At 63.0% G+C, this 19,497-nt stretch carries 17 protein-coding genes and 3 pseudogenes; all 20 read left to right on the top strand.

Features of this window, described 5'->3' with window-relative positions; translation table 11 throughout:
• Positions 1 to 19 precede the first annotated feature (19 nt).
• Positions 20 to 1,210 (top strand): NADH-quinone oxidoreductase subunit D, encoded by a 1,191-nt coding sequence (locus tag N0Q91_RS11470; RefSeq protein ID WP_018094844.1) that lies wholly within the window; start codon positions 20 to 22, stop codon positions 1,208 to 1,210.
• The gene (locus N0Q91_RS11465) at positions 1,210 to 1,464 is read left to right on the top strand and encodes a hypothetical protein (RefSeq protein WP_018094845.1); all 255 of its coding nucleotides are present in this window, start codon (positions 1,210 to 1,212) and stop codon (positions 1,462 to 1,464) included. The genes N0Q91_RS11470 and N0Q91_RS11465 overlap by 1 nt, the downstream gene beginning before the upstream one ends.
• Positions 1,465 to 1,480: 16 nt before the next feature.
• Entirely contained in the window at positions 1,481 to 2,305 is an 825-nt protein-coding gene (gene nuoE, locus N0Q91_RS11460; RefSeq protein ID WP_100672194.1) for an NADH-quinone oxidoreductase subunit NuoE, read from the top strand.
• A 14-nt stretch (positions 2,306 to 2,319) separates the two neighbouring features.
• A complete protein-coding gene (nuoF, locus tag N0Q91_RS11455; protein ID WP_018094847.1) occupies positions 2,320 to 3,624 on the top strand; it encodes an NADH-quinone oxidoreductase subunit NuoF in 1,305 nt (434 codons plus the stop codon).
• A 6-nt stretch (positions 3,625 to 3,630) separates the two neighbouring features.
• Positions 3,631 to 4,272 (top strand): helix-hairpin-helix domain-containing protein, encoded by a 642-nt coding sequence (locus tag N0Q91_RS11450; protein ID WP_275596432.1) that lies wholly within the window; start codon positions 3,631 to 3,633, stop codon positions 4,270 to 4,272.
• 200 nt (positions 4,273 to 4,472) lie between these two features.
• Positions 4,473 to 6,553: pseudogene (gene nuoG / locus N0Q91_RS11445) on the top strand (NADH-quinone oxidoreductase subunit NuoG).
• 20 nt (positions 6,554 to 6,573) lie between these two features.
• Entirely contained in the window at positions 6,574 to 7,617 is a 1,044-nt protein-coding gene (nuoH, locus tag N0Q91_RS11440; protein ID WP_018094850.1) for an NADH-quinone oxidoreductase subunit NuoH, read from the top strand.
• A gap of 64 nt (positions 7,618 to 7,681) precedes the next feature.
• Positions 7,682 to 8,173 carry an NADH-quinone oxidoreductase subunit NuoI gene (gene nuoI, locus N0Q91_RS11435; protein WP_100672197.1) on the top strand — a complete coding sequence of 164 codons (492 nt, stop codon included), beginning with the start codon at positions 7,682 to 7,684 and terminating at the stop codon, positions 8,171 to 8,173.
• A gap of 151 nt (positions 8,174 to 8,324) precedes the next feature.
• Positions 8,325 to 8,938, top strand: a pseudogene (locus tag N0Q91_RS11430) (NADH-quinone oxidoreductase subunit J).
• Between the two features lie 29 nt (positions 8,939 to 8,967).
• Positions 8,968 to 9,276, top strand: coding sequence for an NADH-quinone oxidoreductase subunit NuoK (gene nuoK, locus N0Q91_RS11425; RefSeq protein ID WP_003531854.1), 309 nt, complete (start codon positions 8,968 to 8,970; stop codon positions 9,274 to 9,276).
• Between the two features lie 7 nt (positions 9,277 to 9,283).
• Positions 9,284 to 11,278 (top strand): NADH-quinone oxidoreductase subunit L, encoded by a 1,995-nt coding sequence (gene nuoL, locus N0Q91_RS11420; RefSeq protein ID WP_275596430.1) that lies wholly within the window; start codon positions 9,284 to 9,286, stop codon positions 11,276 to 11,278.
• Positions 11,278 to 12,789, top strand: a complete 1,512-nt coding sequence (locus N0Q91_RS11415) for an NADH-quinone oxidoreductase subunit M (protein ID WP_018094853.1) — start codon at positions 11,278 to 11,280, stop codon at positions 12,787 to 12,789. Before nuoL ends, N0Q91_RS11415 begins: the two co-directional genes overlap by 1 nt.
• Before the next feature lie 19 nt (positions 12,790 to 12,808).
• Positions 12,809 to 14,250: pseudogene (nuoN, locus tag N0Q91_RS11410) on the top strand (NADH-quinone oxidoreductase subunit NuoN).
• Positions 14,247 to 15,014, top strand: a complete 768-nt coding sequence (locus tag N0Q91_RS11405; protein WP_275596429.1) for a biotin--[acetyl-CoA-carboxylase] ligase — start codon at positions 14,247 to 14,249, stop codon at positions 15,012 to 15,014. The pseudogene nuoN and the gene N0Q91_RS11405 overlap by 4 nt, the downstream one beginning before the upstream one ends.
• A gap of 27 nt (positions 15,015 to 15,041) precedes the next feature.
• A complete protein-coding gene (locus N0Q91_RS11400; protein WP_275596428.1) occupies positions 15,042 to 16,709 on the top strand; it encodes a ribonuclease J in 1,668 nt (555 codons plus the stop codon).
• A gap of 53 nt (positions 16,710 to 16,762) precedes the next feature.
• Entirely contained in the window at positions 16,763 to 17,167 is a 405-nt protein-coding gene (gene mce, locus N0Q91_RS11395) for a methylmalonyl-CoA epimerase (RefSeq protein ID WP_275596427.1), read from the top strand.
• Between the two features lie 82 nt (positions 17,168 to 17,249).
• The gene (locus N0Q91_RS11390) at positions 17,250 to 17,519 is read left to right on the top strand and encodes a DUF1467 family protein (protein ID WP_018094857.1); all 270 of its coding nucleotides are present in this window, start codon (positions 17,250 to 17,252) and stop codon (positions 17,517 to 17,519) included.
• Between the two features lie 26 nt (positions 17,520 to 17,545).
• The gene (locus tag N0Q91_RS11385) at positions 17,546 to 17,938 is read left to right on the top strand and encodes a hypothetical protein (protein WP_275596426.1); all 393 of its coding nucleotides are present in this window, start codon (positions 17,546 to 17,548) and stop codon (positions 17,936 to 17,938) included.
• A 199-nt stretch (positions 17,939 to 18,137) separates the two neighbouring features.
• Positions 18,138 to 19,058: a WD40/YVTN/BNR-like repeat-containing protein gene (locus N0Q91_RS11380; protein ID WP_275596425.1), complete on the top strand. Its 921-nt coding sequence runs from the start codon at positions 18,138 to 18,140 to the stop codon at positions 19,056 to 19,058.
• Positions 19,059 to 19,070: 12 nt separating this feature from the next.
• Positions 19,071 to 19,493, top strand: a complete 423-nt coding sequence (locus N0Q91_RS11375; protein WP_275596424.1) for a DUF411 domain-containing protein — start codon at positions 19,071 to 19,073, stop codon at positions 19,491 to 19,493.
• Positions 19,494 to 19,497: the final 4 nt, after the last annotated feature.

Here is a 19,497-nt window from a genome sequence, read left to right as displayed (position 1 = left end):
CCGGCCTGGAGCAATCGGTATGACCGAACATAACGTCCGCAACTTCAACATCAACTTCGGCCCGCAGCATCCGGCGGCGCACGGCGTTCTGCGTCTGGTGCTGGAGCTTGACGGCGAGATCGTCGAGCGCGTCGATCCGCATATCGGCCTCCTGCATCGCGGCACGGAAAAGCTGATCGAGGCCAAGACATATCTGCAGGCGATACCCTATTTCGACCGGCTCGACTATGTCGCGCCGATGAACCAGGAGCACGCCTTCGCGCTTGCGGTCGAAAGATTGACCGGCACGCAGGTGCCGGTCCGCGGCCAGCTGATCCGCGTTCTCTATTCGGAGATCGGCCGGATCCTGTCGCATCTCCTCAACGTGACGACTCAAGCCATGGACGTCGGCGCGCTTACGCCGCCGCTCTGGGGCTTCGAGGAGCGCGAGAAGCTGATGGTCTTTTACGAGCGGGCCTGCGGCGCGCGCATGCACGCGGCCTATTTCCGTCCGGGCGGCGTGCATCAGGACCTGCCGCACCAGCTGGTCGAAGATATCGGCAACTGGATCGACCCGTTCCTGAAGACTGTCGACGATATCGACGAGCTTCTGACCGGCAACCGCATCTTCAAGCAGCGCAACGTCGATATCGGCGTCGTCAGCCTCGAGGACGCCTGGGCCTGGGGTTTCTCGGGCGTGATGGTGCGCGGCTCGGGGGCGGCCTGGGATCTGCGCCGTTCGCAGCCCTATGAATGCTATTCCGACCTGGAGTTCGACATTCCGATCGGCAAGAACGGCGACTGCTTCGACCGCTATCTCATCCGCATGATCGAGATGCGCCAGTCGGCGCGTATCATGCGCCAGTGCGTCGACCGTCTGCTCGGCGATGCCAAGATCGGTCCGGTCTCCTCGCTCGACGGCAAGATCGTGCCGCCGAAGCGCGGCGAGATGAAGCGGTCGATGGAGGCGCTGATCCATCACTTCAAGCTCTATACCGAGGGCTATCACGTGCCGGCCGGGGAGGTCTACGCCGCGGTCGAGGCGCCCAAGGGCGAGTTCGGCGTCTATCTGGTCTCCGACGGCACCAACAAGCCGTATCGCTGCAAGATCCGCGCTCCGGGTTACGCGCATCTTCAGGCGATGGACTTCCTCTGTCGCGGACACCAGCTTGCCGACGTTTCGGCCGTGCTGGGCTCCCTCGATATCGTTTTCGGCGAGGTGGATCGCTGATGCGTCTGGTGCCGCTCGTCGCCGTCGGACTTCTTGCGCTCGCCTCCGGGGCTTCGGCCCAGGAGGACGTCGGCAGCGAGTCATCCGCGGCGCTCAGGGGCGGCACCATGCCGGCACTCCTGTCGAGGGGTTACGAGATCAAGGCAGCCGTCAACAACGGCGCGCGCTACATCGTGTTTTTGCAGAAAGACCAGTCAGCCTATGCCTGCGAATTTGTCTCGCTGACGAAATCGCGGTGCGGTTCGATTAACTGATAAGGTGTCCACTAGAATGTCCGTTCGTCGACTAGCCGAAGACACAGTCCAGCCAGCGGCCTTCGCGTTCAGCAAGGAAAACGCTGCCTGGGCCGAGGCAACGATCAAGAAATATCCCGAGGGCCGCGAGCAGTCGGCGGTCATCCCCCTGCTGATGCGTGCTCAGGAGCAGGATGGCTGGGTGACGAGGGCGGCGATCGAGTCGGTCGCCGACATGCTCGGCATGGCCTATATCCGTGTTCTCGAAGTCGCCACCTTCTATACGCAATTCCAGCTGCAGCCGGTCGGAACGCGTGCCCATGTCCAGGTCTGCGGCACCACGCCCTGCATGCTGCGCGGCGCCGAAGACCTGATCAGGATCTGCAAGAAGAAGATCGCCAGCGAACCGTTCACCCTCAACGAGGGCGGCACGCTTTCCTGGGAAGAGGTCGAATGTCAGGGCGCCTGCGTCAACGCGCCGATGGTCATGATCTTCAAGGACACGTTCGAGGATCTGACGCCGGAGCGGCTCGAGGAGATCATCGACCGCTTCGAGGCCGGCAAGGGGGCGGAAGTCGTGCCGGGCCCGCAGATCGACCGCATCTATTCCGCGCCGATCGGCGGCCTGACGACGCTGCAGGGGCCCGAGCCGGTCGAAGAGAAGAAGAAATCGGTCCGCAAGTCGAAGGACGAACAGGCGGTGAGCGTGCCTCCGTCGAATGCGGCAAAGCCTTCGACCGCGACGGACGTTACCAATCCGACCTTGAAGACGCCGGCCACCGCCAGGAAGGCGGCGGCGAAGAACGTCAAGATCGAAGGTGAAACGGTCGATAAGTCGAAGCCCGCGAAGAAGCCGCGGTGAAGAGGTGATACCCCATGCTTAGAGATGAAGATCGCATCTTTACCAACATCTACGGCCTCAAGGACAAGTCGCTGAGGGGCGCGATGGCGCGCGGCCATTGGGACGGCACGAAGCAGTTCCTCGAAAAGGGCCGCGACTGGATCATCAACGAGGTGAAGGCCTCCGGCCTGCGCGGCCGCGGCGGCGCCGGCTTCCCGACCGGTCTCAAATGGTCCTTCATGCCGAAGGAAAGCGACGGGCGCCCGCATTACCTCGTCGTCAATGCCGACGAGTCCGAGCCCGGTACCTGCAAGGACCGCGACATCATGCGCCACGATCCGCACACGCTGATCGAAGGCTGCGTGATTGCGAGCTTCGCCATGGGTGCGCATGCCGCCTATATCTACGTCCGCGGCGAGTTCATCCGCGAGCGCGAAGCGCTGCAGGCGGCGATCGACGAATGCTACGAATACGGCCTGCTCGGCCGGAACAACAAGCTCGGCTACGACATCGACATTTACGTGCATCACGGTGCCGGCGCCTATATCTGCGGCGAAGAGACGGCGCTGCTCGAAAGCCTCGAAGGCAAGAAGGGCCAGCCGCGCCTGAAGCCGCCTTTCCCGGCGAATATGGGCCTTTATGGCTGCCCGACGACGGTCAACAATGTCGAGTCGATCGCGGTGACGCCGACCATCCTGCGCCGCGGCGCCGGCTGGTATACGAGCTTCGGCCGCCCCAACAACCACGGCACCAAGCTCTATTCGGTTTCCGGCCACGTCAATCGCCCGTGCACGGTCGAGGACGCGATGTCGATCCCGTTCCACGAGCTGATCGAGAAGCACTGCGGCGGCATTCGCGGCGGCTGGGACAACCTGCTGGCGGTCATCCCCGGCGGCTCGTCGGTTCCCTGCGTGCCCGGCGCGCAGATGAAGGACGCGATCATGGATTATGACGGCCTGCGCGAGCTGGGCTCGGGCCTGGGCACGGCTGCCGTCATCGTCATGGACAAGTCGACCGACATCATCAAGGCGATCTGGCGGCTGTCGGCCTTCTACAAGCACGAGAGCTGCGGCCAGTGCACGCCCTGCCGCGAAGGCACGGGCTGGATGATGCGCGTCATGGAGCGCATGGTGCAGGGCCGCGCCCAGAAGCGCGAGATCGACATGCTCTTCGACGTGACGAAGCAGGTCGAGGGCCACACGATCTGCGCGCTCGGCGATGCGGCGGCATGGCCGATCCAGGGCCTTATCAAGCATTTCCGTCCGGAAATGGAGAAGCGGATCGACGAATACACGCGCAATGCGACCTCGCATGGCGCCGTGTTGGAGGCGGCGGAGTAAGAAACCATGGCTGGAGCACGCAAGGACGGACAGGGGAGGACAGCCGCGAGCGCGGCCGGTTCATTCGCATGGCCTCAGGGCGCCGACCCGGCCGATCCGTTCGGCATGGGCGAATGGATGAAGAACCTGTCGAACGCCGGCTTGCCGAGCGTCGGATTGCATCCGTTGATGGCGCATCCGGCGGCGGCCGTCGCGGCAGCGACGGCTCTTGGCTTCGGTCTGTCCAGTCACATCGCCGGCATGATGTTCGGCGCGATGCAGGGGGCGGCCAGCACGCTTAGGAAGAGCGTCGCCGCGCCCGATCAGGCGGAGATCTCCAAGCCTGCTCCGGTCGCAAGGCCGCAAAAGGCAGCGTTGCGGAAAGCTCCGGTCTCCGCGGTCGCGACGCGTAAACCGCGCAGACCCGTCAAGCGGGCTGCGGCACCGGCGGCAGGCCTCGCAAACGACGATCTGAAGCAAATCTCCGGCATAGGCCCCAAGCTCGAGCAGGTGCTGAACGGCAGGGGCATATTCCGCTTCGCCGACATCGCCGCCCTGAGCAAGGCCGACGTGGAGCGACTGGATAGCGAACTCGGCCTTGCCGGCCGCGTCGTCCGCGACGATTGGATCGGGCAGGCAAAGGCGCTCACGGGAGCGCGAGAGAAATAACGTGACGACCGTGCGGTGGTCACGGCAAGCGGCGAGACCGTGAAGGAATTGTCCGTTGCCTACTGCATGTTTCCTTTAATCGTAGCCGATTAAAGGAAACATGCAGCAAACCAAAGTGCTGCAGCGGCCCTTGCGCGCCAGATCAAGACGCGCGGCGCTGTAGAAGAGCAGACGGACTGAAGACAGGATTGAGTACGAAGATGGCAAAGCTGAAAGTCGACGGAAAAGAGATCGAGGTCCCGGATCATTTCACGCTGCTTCAGGCATGCGAGGAGGCCGGCGCCGAGGTTCCGCGCTTCTGTTTCCATGAGCGGCTTTCGGTTGCCGGCAACTGCCGCATGTGTCTGATCGAGGTCAAGGGCGGCCCCCCAAGCCGGCGGCCTCCTGCGCCATGGGCGTGCGCGACCTTCGTCCCGGTCCGAACGGCGAGGTGCCGGAAGTCTTCACGACCACGCCGATGGTCAAGAAGGCGCGCGAAGGCGTCATGGAGTTCCTGCTCATCAATCACCCGCTCGACTGCCCGATCTGCGACCAGGGCGGCGAGTGCGACCTGCAGGACCAGGCGATGGCCTTCGGCATCGACAGCTCGCGCTATCAGGAAAACAAGCGCGCGGTCGAGGACAAGTATATCGGTCCGCTCGTCAAGACGGTGATGAACCGCTGCATTCACTGCACGCGCTGCGTCCGGTTCACGACGGAAGTCGCCGGCATCGCCGAACTCGGCCTGATCGGCCGCGGCGAGGATGCCGAGATCACCACTTATCTCGAACAGGCGATGACCTCGGAACTGCAGGGCAACGTCGTCGACCTGTGCCCGGTCGGCGCGCTGACCTCCAAGCCCTTCTCCTTCACCGCGCGCCCGTGGGAGCTCGGCAAGACCGAATCGATCGATGTCATGGACGCGGTCGGCTCTGCCATCCGCGTCGATACGCGCGGTCGCGAAGTCATGCGGATCATGCCGCGCGTCAACGAGGAGATCAACGAAGAGTGGATCTCCGACAAGACGCGCTTCATCTGGGACGGGCTGAAGACGCAGCGCCTGGACCGCCCCTATGTCAAGAAGGATGGACGCCTGCAGCCGGCAAGCTGGGGCGAAGCCTTCCAGGCGATCAAGACCGCCGTTGCCGGCACGTCGGGCGACAGGATCGGCGCGATCGCCGGCGATCTCGCTTCGGTCGAGGAAATGTACGCGCTGAAGGAGCTCGTCTCCTCGCTCGGCTCGGCGAACCTCGACTGCCGGCAGGACGGCGCAGCGCTCGATCCGTCGTTCGGCCGTTCGAGCTACATCTTCAACCCGACGATCCAGGGCATCGAAAGCGCCGATGCACTGCTCATCATCGGCTCGAATCCGCGCTTCGAGGCGTCGGTCCTCAATGCCCGCATCCGCAAGCGCTACCGCATGGCCAACTTCCCGATCGGTGTGATCGGCGAGGCGGGTGAGCTGCGTTACGAATACGAATATCTGGGTGCGGGTACCGACACGCTCGCCGAACTCGTTTCCGGCAAGGGGACGTTCTTCGCAACGCTGGAAAAGGCCGCGCGTCCGCTGATCATCGTCGGCCAGGGCGCCTTGGCAGGGGAGGGCGGTGCGGCCGTTCTCGCCAATGCGGCGAAGCTCGCCGTTGCCGTTGGTGCGGTGAATGCCGAGTGGAACGGTTTTGCCGTGCTTCACAGCGCGGCCGCCCGCGTCGGCGGTCTCGATCTCGGCTTCGTGCCTGGTCAGGGCGGCAAGTCGGCGGGCGAAATGGTCGACGCCATGGATGTCCTTTTCCTGCTGGGGGCCGACGAAATCGATCTTTCGGCCAAGAAGGCCGGCTTCACCGTTTACATCGGCTCGCATGGCGACAACGGCGCGCATGCGGCGGATGTCATTCTTCCCGGCGCGACCTACACGGAAAAGTCCGGCACCTGGGTCAATACCGAAGGGCGCGTCCAGATGGGCAACCGCGCCGCTTTCGCACCGGGTGAAGCGCGCGAGGACTGGGCGATCATCCGCGCGCTTTCCGACGTGCTCGGCAGGAAGCTGCCTTTCGACTCGCTCGGCGAATTGCGTGCGAAGCTCTATGCGGCCTATCCGCATTTCGCCGCAGTCGACGAGATCGCCGCAGGCCGCAGCGACGAAATTGCCGCACTTGCACAAAAAGCCGGTGCGATGGCGAAATCCGTGTTTGCGTCTCCGGTCAAAGACTTCTATTTGACGAGCCCGATAGCGCGCGCATCCGCCGTCATGGCCGAATGCTCGGCCTTGGCGCGCAACAATTTCAAAGCTGCCGCGGAATGAGCGCGAGGGAATAGAGCATCATGGACGCTTTCTTTTCGACCTATGTCTGGCCCACGGCCATCATGATCGGCCAGTCGCTCCTGCTTCTGGTCGCGCTGCTGCTTTTCATCGCCTATATCCTGCTCGCCGACCGCAAGATCTGGGCGGCCGTGCAGCTTCGCCGCGGCCCTAACGTCGTCGGCCCATGGGGGCTGTTCCAGTCCTTCGCCGACCTTTTGAAATTCGTCTTCAAGGAGCCGGTCATTCCGGCCGGCGCCAACAAGACGATCTTTCTGCTCGCCCCGCTCGTTTCCGTGACGCTGGCGCTCGCCGCCTGGGCGGTCATTCCGCTCAATGCGAACTGGGTGATCGCGAACATCAATGTCGGCATCCTCTTCGTCTTCGCCATATCTTCTCTCGAGGTTTATGGCATCATCATGGGCGGTTGGGCGTCGAACTCGAAATATCCCTTCCTCGGCGCATTGCGCTCCGCGGCGCAGATGGTGTCCTACGAGGTCTCGATCGGCTTCGTCATCGTCACCGTGCTGCTCTGCGTCGGCTCGCTCAACCTGACGGACATCGTAAACGCGCAGAACGACGGCGTCGGCACCATGCTTGGCCTGCCTGCCTCGTTCCTCGACTGGCACTGGCTGTCGCTCTTCCCGATGTTCATCATCTTCTTCATCTCGGCGCTCGCCGAGACGAACCGTCCGCCCTTCGACCTTCCGGAAGCCGAATCGGAACTCGTCGCCGGCTTCATGGTCGAATACGGCTCGACCCCGTACATGATGTTCATGCTCGGCGAGTACGCGGCGATCTGCCTGATGTGCGCGCTGACGACGATTCTGTTCCTCGGCGGCTGGCTGCCTCCGGTCGACATCTGGCTCCTGAACTGGGTCCCGGGCATCATCTGGTTCGTGCTGAAGGCGTCGCTGGTGTTCTTCATGTTCGCCATGGTGAAAGCCTTCGTCCCGCGCTATCGCTACGACCAGCTGATGCGCCTCGGCTGGAAGGTCTTCCTGCCGCTTTCGCTGGCGATGGTCGTCATCGTCGCATTCGTTCTGAAGCTGACGGGCTGGGCATGATGGCCGCTCACGCTTCGCTGCATACCGCCGGTTTCTCCGCAACCGGCAAGTTTGGAGGTTAATGATGGCCGGTCTTTCGAACGCCGTCAGCTCGCTGTTCCTCAAGGAATTCGTCGGCGCATTCCTTCTGTCGATGCGCTATTTCTTCCGTCCGAAGGCGACCTTGAACTATCCCTTCGAGAAGGGGCCCATCAGCCCGCGCTTCCGCGGCGAGCACGCGCTGCGCCGTTATCCCAACGGCGAAGAGCGGTGCATCGCCTGCAAGCTGTGCGAGGCGATCTGTCCTGCGCAGGCCATCACCATCGAGGCCGGGCCGCGGCGCAACGACGGCACGCGCCGCACGGTGCGTTACGACATCGACATGGTGAAGTGCATCTATTGCGGCTTCTGCCAGGAAGCCTGCCCTGTCGATGCGATCGTCGAGGGGCCGAACTTCGAGTTCTCCACCGAGACGCGCGAAGAGCTCTACTACGACAAGGAGAAGCTGCTCGCCAACGGTGACCGGTGGGAGCGGGAAATCGCGCGCAACATTGCGATGGACTCGCCCTACCGCTGAGGCCATTCGCGCAACGCAGCATCGCGCCGCTTGATCGAAGACGGTGCATGCAAAACGGGTTTGGGCATCGGCCGGACAGGTGGTCCGGCTTTGCCTCATGGAGTGCGGGCCTGCGTGCCTTCACGCCAGCAAGACGAAAAAGGCACCGATCATGGGTCTGCAGGCTCTTTTTTCTATCTTTTTGCCTTCATCGCCGTGGCGTCGGCATTCATGGTCATCGCGGCCAGGAATCCGGTCTATTCGGTTCTGTTCCTGATCCTGACCTTCTTCAATGCGGCCGGGCTCTTCCTGCTGACCGGTGCCGAGTTCCTGGCGATGATCCTGCTGGTGGTGTATGTCGGGGCCGTGGCGGTTCTCTTCCTCTTCGTGGTCATGATGCTCGATATCGACTTTGCCGAGCTTCGCGCCGGCGTGCTCGAATATGCGCCGATCGGCGCGCTGATCGGGCTGATCCTTGCCGCCGAACTGATCGTCGTTGTCGGCGGCTCCGCTTTCTCACCTGAAATCGCCAAGGGCATCGCAATGCCGATACCGGCGCCGAGCGACCGCACCAACACCGCCGCGCTCGGCGATGTCCTCTATACCCATTACGTCTACTTCTTCCAGATCGCGGGGCTCGTGCTGCTCGTCGCCATGATCGGCGCCATCGTGCTGACCCTGCGTCACCGTCAGAACATCAAGCGTCAGAGCATTCCGCAGCAGGTTGCCCGCACCCCCGAAACCGCCGTCGAGGTGGTTACGGTCAAGCCGGGGCAGGGCATCTAATCGGGACGCGAGGTCGAGGGACTACACTTATGGAAATCGGAATTTCCCACTATCTGACCGTCAGCGCCATTCTGTTCACGCTCGGCGTCTTCGGCATCTTCCTCAACAGGAAGAACGTCATCATCATCCTCATGTCGGTGGAGCTCATCCTGCTGGCCGTCAACATCAACATGGTGGCGTTCTCGGCCTTCCTGAACGACATCACCGGCCAGGTGTTCGCGCTGTTCATCCTGACCGTTGCGGCGGCCGAAGCCGCCATCGGACTTGCAATTCTCGTCGTCTTCTACCGCAACCGCGGCTCGATCGCCGTCGAAGACGTCAACATGATGAAGGGCTGACAGGGCTATGGATACCATCGTCAAGGCTATCGTCTTCCTGCCTCTGATCGGCTTCCTGATCGCCGGCCTTCTCGGCACGCAGATCGGCGCCAAAGCATCCGAATATGTGACCAGCGGCCTGATGATCGTCACCGCAGCGCTCTCCTGGTTCGTCTTCTTCCACGTCGCCCTCGGCGAAGAGGAGATGATCAAGGTTTCGGTGCTGCGCTGGATCCAGTCCGGAAGCTTCGATGTCGAATGGGCTTTCCGCGTCGACACGCTGACGGCCGTCATGTTCGTCGTCGTCAACACCGTCTCGACCCTGGTGCACATCTATTCGATCGGATACATGCACCACGATCCGAACCGGCCGCGTTTCTTCGCCTATCTGTCGCTCTTCACCTTCGCGATGCTCATGCTCATCACGTCGGACAATCTGCTGCAGATGTTCTTCGGCTGGGAAGGCGTGGGTCTCGCGTCATACCTGCTGATCGGCTTCTGGTACAAGAAGCCGTCCGCCAATGCGGCGGCGATGAAGGCCTTCATCGTCAACCGCGTCGGCGACTTCGGCTTCTCGCTCGGCATCTTCAGCGTCTTCGTCCTCTTCGGCTCGATCAATTTCGAGACCATCTTCGCCGCCGCGCAGAACTATTTGCCGGCCGAGGGTGCTGCGGCAGGGGACGCGGTCATCAATCTCTTCGGAATGCAGCTCGACAAGGGGCATGCCCTGACGGCCACCTGCCTGCTGCTCTTCATGGGCGCGATGGGCAAGTCGGCGCAGTTCCTGCTGCACACCTGGCTGCCGGACGCCATGGAAGGCCCGACCCCGGTTTCGGCCCTTATCCATGCCGCAACCATGGTGACCGCGGGCGTCTTCCTCGTTGCCCGCATGTCGCCGCTCTTCGAGCTTTCGCCAGACGCCCTGACGGTCGTCACCCTGATCGGCGCGATCACCGCATTCTTTGCGGCGACCGTCGGTCTCGTCCAGAACGACATCAAGCGCGTCATCGCCTATTCGACCTGCTCTCAGCTCGGCTACATGTTCGTCGCGCTCGGCGTCGGCGCCTATGGCGCGGCGATCTTCCACCTCTTCACGCACGCCTTCTTCAAGGCGCTCCTGTTCCTGGGCGCGGGCTCGGTCATCCACGCCGTCGACGGCGAGCAGGACATGCGTTACATGGGCGGACTGCGCACGCATATTCCGGTCACCTACTGGATGATGTTCATCGGTACGATCGCGCTCACCGGCGTCGGCATTCCCGGTACGGTCATCGGCACGGCGGGCTTCTTCTCGAAGGACGCGATCATCGAATCCACCTTCGCGTCGCATAGCGTCGTTTCCGGTCTGGCCTTCGTGCTGCTGGTCATCGCGGCGCTCTTCACCAGCTTCTACTCCTGGCGCCTGACCTTCATGACGTTCCACGGCAAGCCACGCGCTTCTTCCGACGTCATGCATCACGTCCACGAGTCGCCGCAGGTCATGCTGGTGCCCCTCTACATCCTGGCTGCCGGCGCCCTCGTCGCGGGCTTCCTGTTCCACGATTATTTCTTCGGTCACCACTACGCGGAGTTCTGGCAGGGCGCTCTGTTCACGTCCGCGGAAAACGAGCTTCTCGAGGAGTACCACCACGTTCCGCTATGGGTGAAATGGAGCCCGTTCGCCGCCATGGCGCTCGGTCTCTTCACGGCCTGGTACATGTACATCCGTTCGCCGGAGACGCCGAAATATCTCGCCGAGCAGCATCGCGGGCTTTACCAGTTCCTGCTCAACAAGTGGTATTTCGACGAACTCTACGATTTCCTGTTCGTCCGCAGCGCCAAGCGCCTGGGTACCTTCCTCTGGAAGGAGGGTGACGGCCGGGTGATCGACGGGTACGGCCCGAACGGGATCGCTGCGCGCGTTCTCGACGTGACCGACCGGGTGGTCCGCCTGCAGACCGGATACCTCTACCACTACGCGTTCGCCATGCTGATCGGTATTGCAGCGCTCGTTACATGGATGATGCTCGGGAGTTCCTTCTGATGACCGATTGGCCCGTACTTTCCGCGGTCACCTTCATGCCGCTCGTCGGCGTTCTGCTTCTCCTGCTCACAAGGGAAGACAGCGCCTACGGCCGCCGCAACATCCTGAACGTCTCGCTGCTGACGACGGTCTTCACCTTCCTCGTGTCGCTCTACATCTGGTACCAGTTCGACCCGTCGAACCCGGGCTTCCAGATGGTCGAGAAGCGGGAGTGGCTCGGCACCGGCATTTCCTATCATCTGGGCGTCGACGGCATTTCCATACTCTTCGTCCCGCTGACGGCGTTCCTGATGCCGTTCTGCGTGCTGGCAAGCTGGGTGACGATCGAGAAGCGCCTGAAGGAATACATGATCGCGTTTCTGATCCTGGAAACGCTGATGCTAGGCGTCTTCGTGTCTCTCGACATCATCCTTTTCTACGTCTTCTTCGAGGCGGGCCTCATCCCGATGTTCATCATCATCGGCGTGTGGGGCGGCAAGGAGCGCGTCTACGCGAGCTACAAGTTCTTCCTCTACACGCTGCTCGGTTCCGTTCTGATGCTGCTTGCCATGATGGCGATGTATTGGCAGGCGGGCACCACCGACATCACGCAGTTGCTCGCCTATCAGTTCCCGCGCGAAATGCAGACCTGGCTCTGGCTTGCCTTCTTCGCTTCCTTCGCGGTGAAGATGCCCATGTGGCCGGTGCACACCTGGCTTCCCGATGCGCACGTGCAGGCGCCGACGGCAGGCTCGGTCATCCTGGCCGGCATCCTCCTGAAGCTCGGCGGCTACGGCTTCCTGCGCTTCTCCCTGCCGATGTTCCCGCTGGCGTCCGACTTCTTCGCGCCGTTCGTCTTCACCCTGTCGATCATTGCGATCATCTACACCTCGCTGGTCGCGATGATGCAGACCGACATCAAGAAGCTCATCGCCTACTCATCGGTGGCGCATATGGGCTACGTCACGATGGGAACCTTCGCGGCGAATGTTCAGGGTGTCCAGGGAGCGATTTTCCAGATGCTGTCGCACGGCATCGTCTCGGGCGCGCTCTTCCTTTGCGTCGGCGTCGTCTATGACCGGCTGCATACGCGCGAGATCGCGGCCTATGGCGGCCTCGTCAACAACATGCCGAAATATGCCGTCGCCTTCATGGTCTTCACCATGGCCAATGTGGGCCTTCCGGGAACGTCGGGCTTCGTCGGCGAAGTGCTGACGCTGGTGGGCGCCTTCCGCGCCAACACCTGGGTCGCCCTGTTCGCGACGACCGGCGTCATTCTGTCGGCAGCCTACGCGCTCTGGCTCTACCGCCGGGTGATTTTCGGTGCGCTGGAAAAGGAAAGCTTGAAGGCGCTGCTCGATCTGTCGGGGCGCGAGAAACTCATTCTCTATCCGCTGGTGATCCTGACCATCTTCTTCGGTGTCTATCCGGCACCGGTCTTCGACGCGACCGCGGCCTCCGTGGACTTGCTCGTCAACAACTACGCCGCCGCCCTGCAGGCAGCGCAAGACGTTGCGCTTTCGGTGCAATGATCAAGGGACGTGATGTGACATGACTGCTGAAACCCTTATCGCCAGCCTGCAACTTTCGATGCCCGAGCTGATCCTTGCGGTCGGCGCGATGGCTCTCCTGATGATCGGCGTCTTTTCGGGCGAAAGAGCCACACCGACCGTGACCGGGCTTGCGGTCGCTGTGCTCATCATCGCCGGGCTGTGGCTCGTCCTGAAGACGGGCGAGGGGGAGGCCTATGGCGGCGCCTTCCTGTCGGATCCCTTCGCCAAATTCATGAAGGTCCTCGCCCTGATCGGCTCGATCACCGTGATGGTGATGACCGTCGGCCACGCGCGTTCGGCTCAGATCGACCGGTTCGAGTTCCCCGTGCTTCTGGTTCTGGCCACCCTCGGCATGCTGCTGATGATATCGGCCAACGATCTCATCTCGCTCTACCTGTCGTTGGAGCTGCAGTCACTCGCCCTTTACGTCGTGGCGGCAATCAACCGCGACAGCGTCCGGTCGACGGAGGCGGGCCTGAAGTATTTCGTTCTCGGCGCGCTGTCTTCGGGCATGATGCTTTACGGCATGTCGCTCGTCTACGGCTTCACCGGGCATACCGGCTTCGACGAGATCGCGGCGGCGCTCACGGCCGAGGGCCGGTCGCTGGGCCTCGTCTTCGGGCTGGTGTTCATTCTTGCAGGCCTCGCCTTCAAGATCTCCGCCGTCCCCTTCCATATGTGGACGCCGGACGTCTACGAAGGCGCCCCGACGCCGGTGACGGCATTCTTCGCCGCAGGACCGAAGGTCGCGGCCATTTCGATCCTCGTGCGCATCGTCATCAACGCCTTCGAGCCGGTGGTCGCCGATTGGCAGCAGATCGTCGTCTTCATCTCGATCGCATCGATGCTGCTCGGCTCCTTCGCCGCGATCGGCCAACGCAACATCAAGCGGCTGATGGCCTATTCCTCGATCGGCCACATGGGCTATGCGCTCGTCGGTCTGGCGGCCGGCTCGATGGCCGGCGTACGCGGCGTGATCCTCTACATGCTGATCTACATGGTCATGACGCTGGGCACTTTCGCCTGCATCCTTGCCATGCGCCGGCGGGAAGGCGAGCATGTCGAAGGTATCGACGATCTCGCCGGTCTTTCGCAAACCAACCCGTTCATGGCGACGGTGCTGACGATCCTCATGTTCTCGCTCGCCGGCATCCCTCCGCTGGCAGGTTTCTTCGCCAAGTACTTCGTCTTCGTTGCGGCGATCGAGGCGCAGCTCTATGGCCTGGCAATCATCGGCGTGCTCGCTTCCGTCGTCGGCGCCTACTACTATCTGCGGGTCATCAAGGTGATGTGGTTCGAGGAGCCGAGGGCGAGTTTGCCCGAACGGCGGGCGAGCTTAGGCTGGTGTTCGGTCTGTCCGGCCTCTTCGTGCTCGGCTACGTGCTCATCGGCGGTCCGCTCGGAACCGCTGCCGAAGCCGCGGCGCGGACATTCTTTTGACCGGCGGACGAAGCGGCGGCCGGAGTTCGCCTGAAGATTTCCGGCACGTCGCGCTCGCCGAAACGGTCTCGACCAACAACGAATGCCTTCTGCGGGCGCGCGAGGGTGATCCCGGCAATCTCTGGATCACCGCGGTGCGCCAGACCGGGGGCAGGGGCAGGCGTGGCCGCGCCTGGTTCTCGGAGCCGGGGAACCTCTACGCATCCCTGCTGCTCATCGATCCGGCGCCGGTGGACAGGCTGCATGCGGTGCCCCTCGCCGCAGCGGTCGCAGTCCATCGGGCGATCCGCCGGGTGATGCCACCGGGCGGAGCCGAGGCCGCGATCAAATGGCCGAACGACATTCTTATCGACGGTCGAAAAACCTGCGGCATTCTTCTCGAAGGCGAGGTTCTGGCCGACGGGCGGCGGGCCCTGGTGATTGGCTGCGGCATCAACGTCGCCGTCATGCCTGAAGACGCACTTTACCCCGTCACATCGCTTCGGCGGGAGGGCGCGACGACCTCTCCCGAGGAGCTGTTCGCGCATCTTTTCGTAACCATGGCCGAAACGCTCGCCGTATGGGACCGAGGCGCGGGCGTCGCCGCAATCATCGATCAGTGGCGCGCCGCGGCCAAGGGCATCGGCGAGGCGATCACGGTCAACCTCCCGGACCGCTCGCTTTCCGGCCGCTTTGCAGGTATCGATCGGGACGGCCGGCTTCTACTCGACACGGGTTCCGGCCCGCCGCAAACCATTGCGGCGGGCGACGTATTTTTTGGATGATTGAAAAAAGCAAAGGCGCATCACGACATGGCGCAGGATGAAGAACTGGTGTTCTTGCCGCTCGGCGGCGTCGGCGAAATAGGCATGAATCTCGGCCTTTACGGCTATGGAAGGCCAGGTCACCGCCAATGGATCATGGTCGATTGCGGAGTGACCTTCCCCGGCCCGGAATTGCCCGGCGTAGATCTGGTTCTGCCCGATATCGCCTTTCTGGCCGAACAGCGCCGCAATCTGAAGGCGATCATCATCACGCATGCCCATGAGGACCATTACGGGGCCCTGAATGATCTGTGGCCGGGCCTGAACGTTCCCGTCTACGCCTCGCCCTTTACCGCGGGCATGCTGGAGGCCAAGCGCGCATTCGAAAAGTCCCGCAGCGAGATCCCGATCACGATCTTCAAGCAGGGCGACCGCATCAATGTCGGACCTTTCAGCGTCGAAGCCGTGGGGGTCAATCATTCGATCCCCGAGCCGATGGCGCTCGTCATTCGCACGCAGCTCGGCACGGTCGTGCACACGGGCGACTGGAAGATCGACCTCGAGCCTTCGCTCGGGCCGCTGACCGACGAGTCGCGGTTTCGCCAGATCGGTGAGGAAGGCGTCCTCGCTCTCGTCTGCGATTCGACCAATGCCCTGCGCGAGGGGGTATCGCCGTCCGAACAGCAAGTCTCCGAAAGTCTCGCCAAGATCATTGCCGATGCCGAGGGCCGGGTCGGGATCACGACCTTCTCCTCCAATGTCGGGCGCATCCGCTCCGTTGCGGAAGCGGCGGAGGCTGCCGGGCGGGAGGTGCTTCTACTCGGCAGTTCGATGAAGCGCGTCGTCGACGTTGCGCGCGATGTCGGGCTCATGGAAGGCGTGAAGCCGTTCCTGGCAGAGGACGAGTTCGGCTATGTCCCGCGCGACAAGGTCGTGGTCATTTTGACGGGCAGCCAGGGCGAGCCGCGCGCCGCCCTTGCCAAGATCGCTCGCGACGAGATGCGCAACGTGGCTTTTTCGGCCGGCGACACGATCGTCTTTTCGTCGCGTACCATCCCCGGCAACGAAAAGGCGATCAACGACATCAAGAACGGGCTTATCGAGCAAGGCATCCACATCGTCACGGACAGCGAGGCGCTGGTGCATGTTTCCGGCCACCCGCGGCGCACCGAGCTCCAGCAGATGTACCAGTGGGTGAAGCCGCAGATCCTCGTGCCGGTGCATGGCGAGGCGGCGCATCTGACGGCGCATGCGGAGCTTGGACTGCAATCGGGTATCCCGAGCGTGCCGCGGCTGCGCAATGGCGAAATGCTGCGGCTTGCGCCCGGACCCGCGGAAGTCATTGACGAGGCGCCGCACGGCCGCATCTACAAGGACGGCACCCTCATCGGCGATTTCGAGGAGATGGGGATCGGCGAACGCCGCAAGCTTTCCTTCGCCGGCCACGTCTCCGTCAATGTCGTCCTCGACAGCCGTTACGACTTTCTGGGCGACCCGGACGTCGTGCCGATCGGCCTTCCGGAATACGACGACGAAGGCGAGGCGATGGAGGACACGCTCTATGATGCGGTGCTCGGCGCCGTAGAGAGCATTCCGCGGGCAAAGCGGAAGGACCTCGCGATGCTGCAGGAAGCCGTTCGCCGCGCCGTGCGCAGCACTACGAACCAGGTCTGGGGCAAGAAGCCGGTCGTCACGGTGTTCATCACCAAGGTCTGATCCGGCGGCACCCTCCGAAATCGTGAACCGCAGGGCAGGGAGAGAAGCATCGGATGTTGGGAAAAGTGAATCACGTAGCGATCGCCGTGCCCGACCTTGCAGTCGCCATCGAAAGCTATCGCGCCACGCTGGGGGCGCCGGTCTCCGAGCCGCAGGCCCTGCCTGAACACGGCGTGACCGTCGTCTTCGTGACGCTGCCCAATACCAAGGTCGAATTGCTCGAGCCGCTCGGCGACGCATCGCCGATCTCCGCCTTCCTCGAGAAAAACCCGGCCGGCGGCATGCACCATATCTGCTATGAGGTGGAAGGCATCATCGCCGCGCGCGACCGGCTGAGGCAGGCGGGAGCGCGTGTCCTCGGCGACGGCAACCCGAAAATCGGCGCGCACGGCAAGCCGGTCCTGTTTCTTCACCCCAAGGACTTTCAGGGCACCTTGATCGAGCTCGAAGAGGTGTGACAGTCGGGCGCGGGGAAGAGGTTTGCCGGTTGAGCCGTGCGGGGTTATAACGCGGCCGAACGCTCCACCGCAGAGATTTTTGATGCCTCTCTTCTCTACCTTTGCAATCTACTTCATCATCTGGTGGATCACGCTTTTCGTCGTGCTGCCGCTCGGTGTGCGTACGCAAGCCGAAGAGAATGACGTCGTCCCCGGCTCCGTCGAGAGTGCTCCAGCCCGTTTCCGCGCCCTCAGGGTCGTACTGCTGACCACGGTCATTGCCGCCGTCATCCATCTCGGCTGGTACATTGTTTCGGTGAAGCTCGGCTACGACATCGATGCAATCCCACGCTTCGCGCCGGAATTCTACTGACGCCGGGAACGCAGCGACACGGTTTCGTGAATCGACAGCCACTCGCCCGCGGGCTAATAAAGGGCATGCTGTATTTTGCCCGCCTCCTCCTGTGCCTTTGGCTCGCCGCCTTTGCCGCGAGTACCGTTGCGCAGGCGGCAGGTAGCACGGCGATGATGATCGCCATGGCAGCCGATGCCGGCTCGCAGATGGCAGGGTGCCCGGATTGCGACGATGAGCCTGGCGACGCTGACGGCTTTGCCTGCAACGTCGACTGCACCACCCTCGGGTCGGGCCTGCCCGTCGATTATCCCGGATACCGACCGATCGTCCCGTCGAAAGACTTCGGCCCCGCTGCGGCTGACGATCGGCCTGGCCGTATCGGACCGCCGGACCCTCTTCCCCAAAACATTTCGCCTGATCTGACGCGCAATGCCTGAGAGGTGCGTGGAACGGTCAGTTTCCGTGCCACGGCGACCGTCGCCGAAGCAAGGTTTCAGCCGTCCTCCGTCGCTTTGATAGGCGCTGGCGGCCCGGGCACGCGGCCAGGCCAGACACGCGCCATCTCAGCCACGTCGTTCCGATGCCGGCCTTCAGGCAGGACGATAGCTGCAATCGAAATCCTATATGAGGAAGACAATGATCTTTTCCACGGCCGCATGCGCCGGTCTATCCCGGCGAAGTGTTGTGGGCTTGCTTGCCACCGGCGCCGGCTTCGTCCTGTTGCCATACAGGATCGGGGCAGCGACCTCTGTCCCGCGCGCGATCGCTTTCGATGGCAATTCGCTCGTAACTGCGATCGAAGGAGAGATCCGACGGTTCGCTCCCGTGATCGGCTGGCAGGTCCTGAAGTCACCCGGTTTCGTGACGGCGCTCGCCAGCCTCCCCGCGCGGGCGGGTGAGATCGTTGCCGGTCTGGCAGGGGGCGGCATCGCACGTTCTTCGGATGGCGGCAGCAGCTGGCAATTCCCGGGAAAGGGACTGCCGGGGGCGCCCGTAACTGCATTGGCCGCATCCGCCGCAGCGCCCGGCACGCTCTACGCCGCCGTTGCAGGTGACGGGCTCTGGCACAGCACAGACAACGGGGCGGTCTGGAGCCTCGCAATGGACCGGCCCTGGATCGGGGACGGGGAACGCGAGATCGTCGGGCTCGCCTCGGTGAACACCGCCTCGGGCATGGGGGGCATCTGGATCTACGCCGCAACCGAGGCCGGCTTGATCCGGGTGCCCGACTGCTTCTGCCGCTGGCAGGCGATCGTAGCGGGCGAAGCGATGGACGCTCTGATTGCCGGCGGTCCGCCAAAACCGGAAGCACCCTTGCCCAAGGGGGAGGCGGTCCGCGCGCTCGTCTCCTGCCTCGCGGACTCCGAGAGGCTGTTCGCCGCGATGCCTTCCGGTCTTTGGACTTCCGCAGATGCGGGCGTGAACTGGTCCCGCAGCTCGGAGCTGAATGCGCTCGCCCTGGCATCGCATCCACAAAACCCCGAACAGCTTGCCGCCGTCACGAAAGATGCGGTCGTAGTCAGCCGCGATGGCGGCACAAACTGGACGAAGCTCTGAAGGAGAACTCTCTTGCGAAATAAACTTTCCCTGGCCGTTTATCTCGCCTTGGCGACCCCGGCCCTTGCCGAAAAACCGATGACGGTCTGGCGCGATCCGGATTGCGGCTGCTGCGACGCCTACGTCGATTACCTGCGCTCCGAGAACTTCGAGGTTCACGTGATCGATGACCGGGACTTCGTCAACCGTTCGGTGGCGGCGGGGGTGCCTGAGCGTGGCATGGGTTGCCACCTGGCGGAAATCGACGGCTATACCCTGAGCGGTCTGATACCGGCCGATATCATCCGGCGTTTGCTCCATGAACGCCCCGCCGTCACGGGTATCACGCTGCCGGGCATGCCGGCGAATGCGCCGGGTATGGCCTCCAAAAAGACGGGGTCGTTGCGCATCTTTTCTTTCGGTCCCGACGGCCCGGCGGTCTATTCCGATGAGTGAGCAG

It is taken from the genome of Sinorhizobium prairiense (assembly GCF_029201645.2).
Classification (GTDB): Bacteria; Pseudomonadota; Alphaproteobacteria; order Rhizobiales; family Rhizobiaceae; genus Sinorhizobium; species Sinorhizobium meliloti_A.
The sequence above is the reverse complement of the archived record's forward strand: the minus strand, read 5'-3'. Positions and strand labels throughout refer to the sequence as shown.

Coding starts and splice junctions, on each gene's coding strand:
- N0Q91_RS11380 (WP_275596425.1), top strand. CDS start 18,138: ATGATCTTTTCCACGGCCGCATGCGCCGGTCTATCCCGGCGAAGTGTT.
- nuoI (WP_100672197.1), top strand. CDS start 7,682: ATGGCCGGTCTTTCGAACGCCGTCAGCTCGCTGTTCCTCAAGGAATTC.
- nuoK (WP_003531854.1), top strand. CDS start 8,968: ATGGAAATCGGAATTTCCCACTATCTGACCGTCAGCGCCATTCTGTTC.
- nuoF (WP_018094847.1), top strand. CDS start 2,320: ATGCTTAGAGATGAAGATCGCATCTTTACCAACATCTACGGCCTCAAG.
- mce (WP_275596427.1), top strand. CDS start 16,763: ATGTTGGGAAAAGTGAATCACGTAGCGATCGCCGTGCCCGACCTTGCA.
- N0Q91_RS11400 (WP_275596428.1), top strand. CDS start 15,042: ATGGCGCAGGATGAAGAACTGGTGTTCTTGCCGCTCGGCGGCGTCGGC.
- nuoH (WP_018094850.1), top strand. CDS start 6,574: ATGGACGCTTTCTTTTCGACCTATGTCTGGCCCACGGCCATCATGATC.
- N0Q91_RS11465 (WP_018094845.1), top strand. CDS start 1,210: ATGCGTCTGGTGCCGCTCGTCGCCGTCGGACTTCTTGCGCTCGCCTCC.
- nuoL (WP_275596430.1), top strand. CDS start 9,284: ATGGATACCATCGTCAAGGCTATCGTCTTCCTGCCTCTGATCGGCTTC.
- N0Q91_RS11470 (WP_018094844.1), top strand. CDS start 20: ATGACCGAACATAACGTCCGCAACTTCAACATCAACTTCGGCCCGCAG.
- N0Q91_RS11450 (WP_275596432.1), top strand. CDS start 3,631: ATGGCTGGAGCACGCAAGGACGGACAGGGGAGGACAGCCGCGAGCGCG.
- nuoE (WP_100672194.1), top strand. CDS start 1,481: ATGTCCGTTCGTCGACTAGCCGAAGACACAGTCCAGCCAGCGGCCTTC.
- N0Q91_RS11390 (WP_018094857.1), top strand. CDS start 17,250: ATGCCTCTCTTCTCTACCTTTGCAATCTACTTCATCATCTGGTGGATC.
- N0Q91_RS11415 (WP_018094853.1), top strand. CDS start 11,278: ATGACCGATTGGCCCGTACTTTCCGCGGTCACCTTCATGCCGCTCGTC.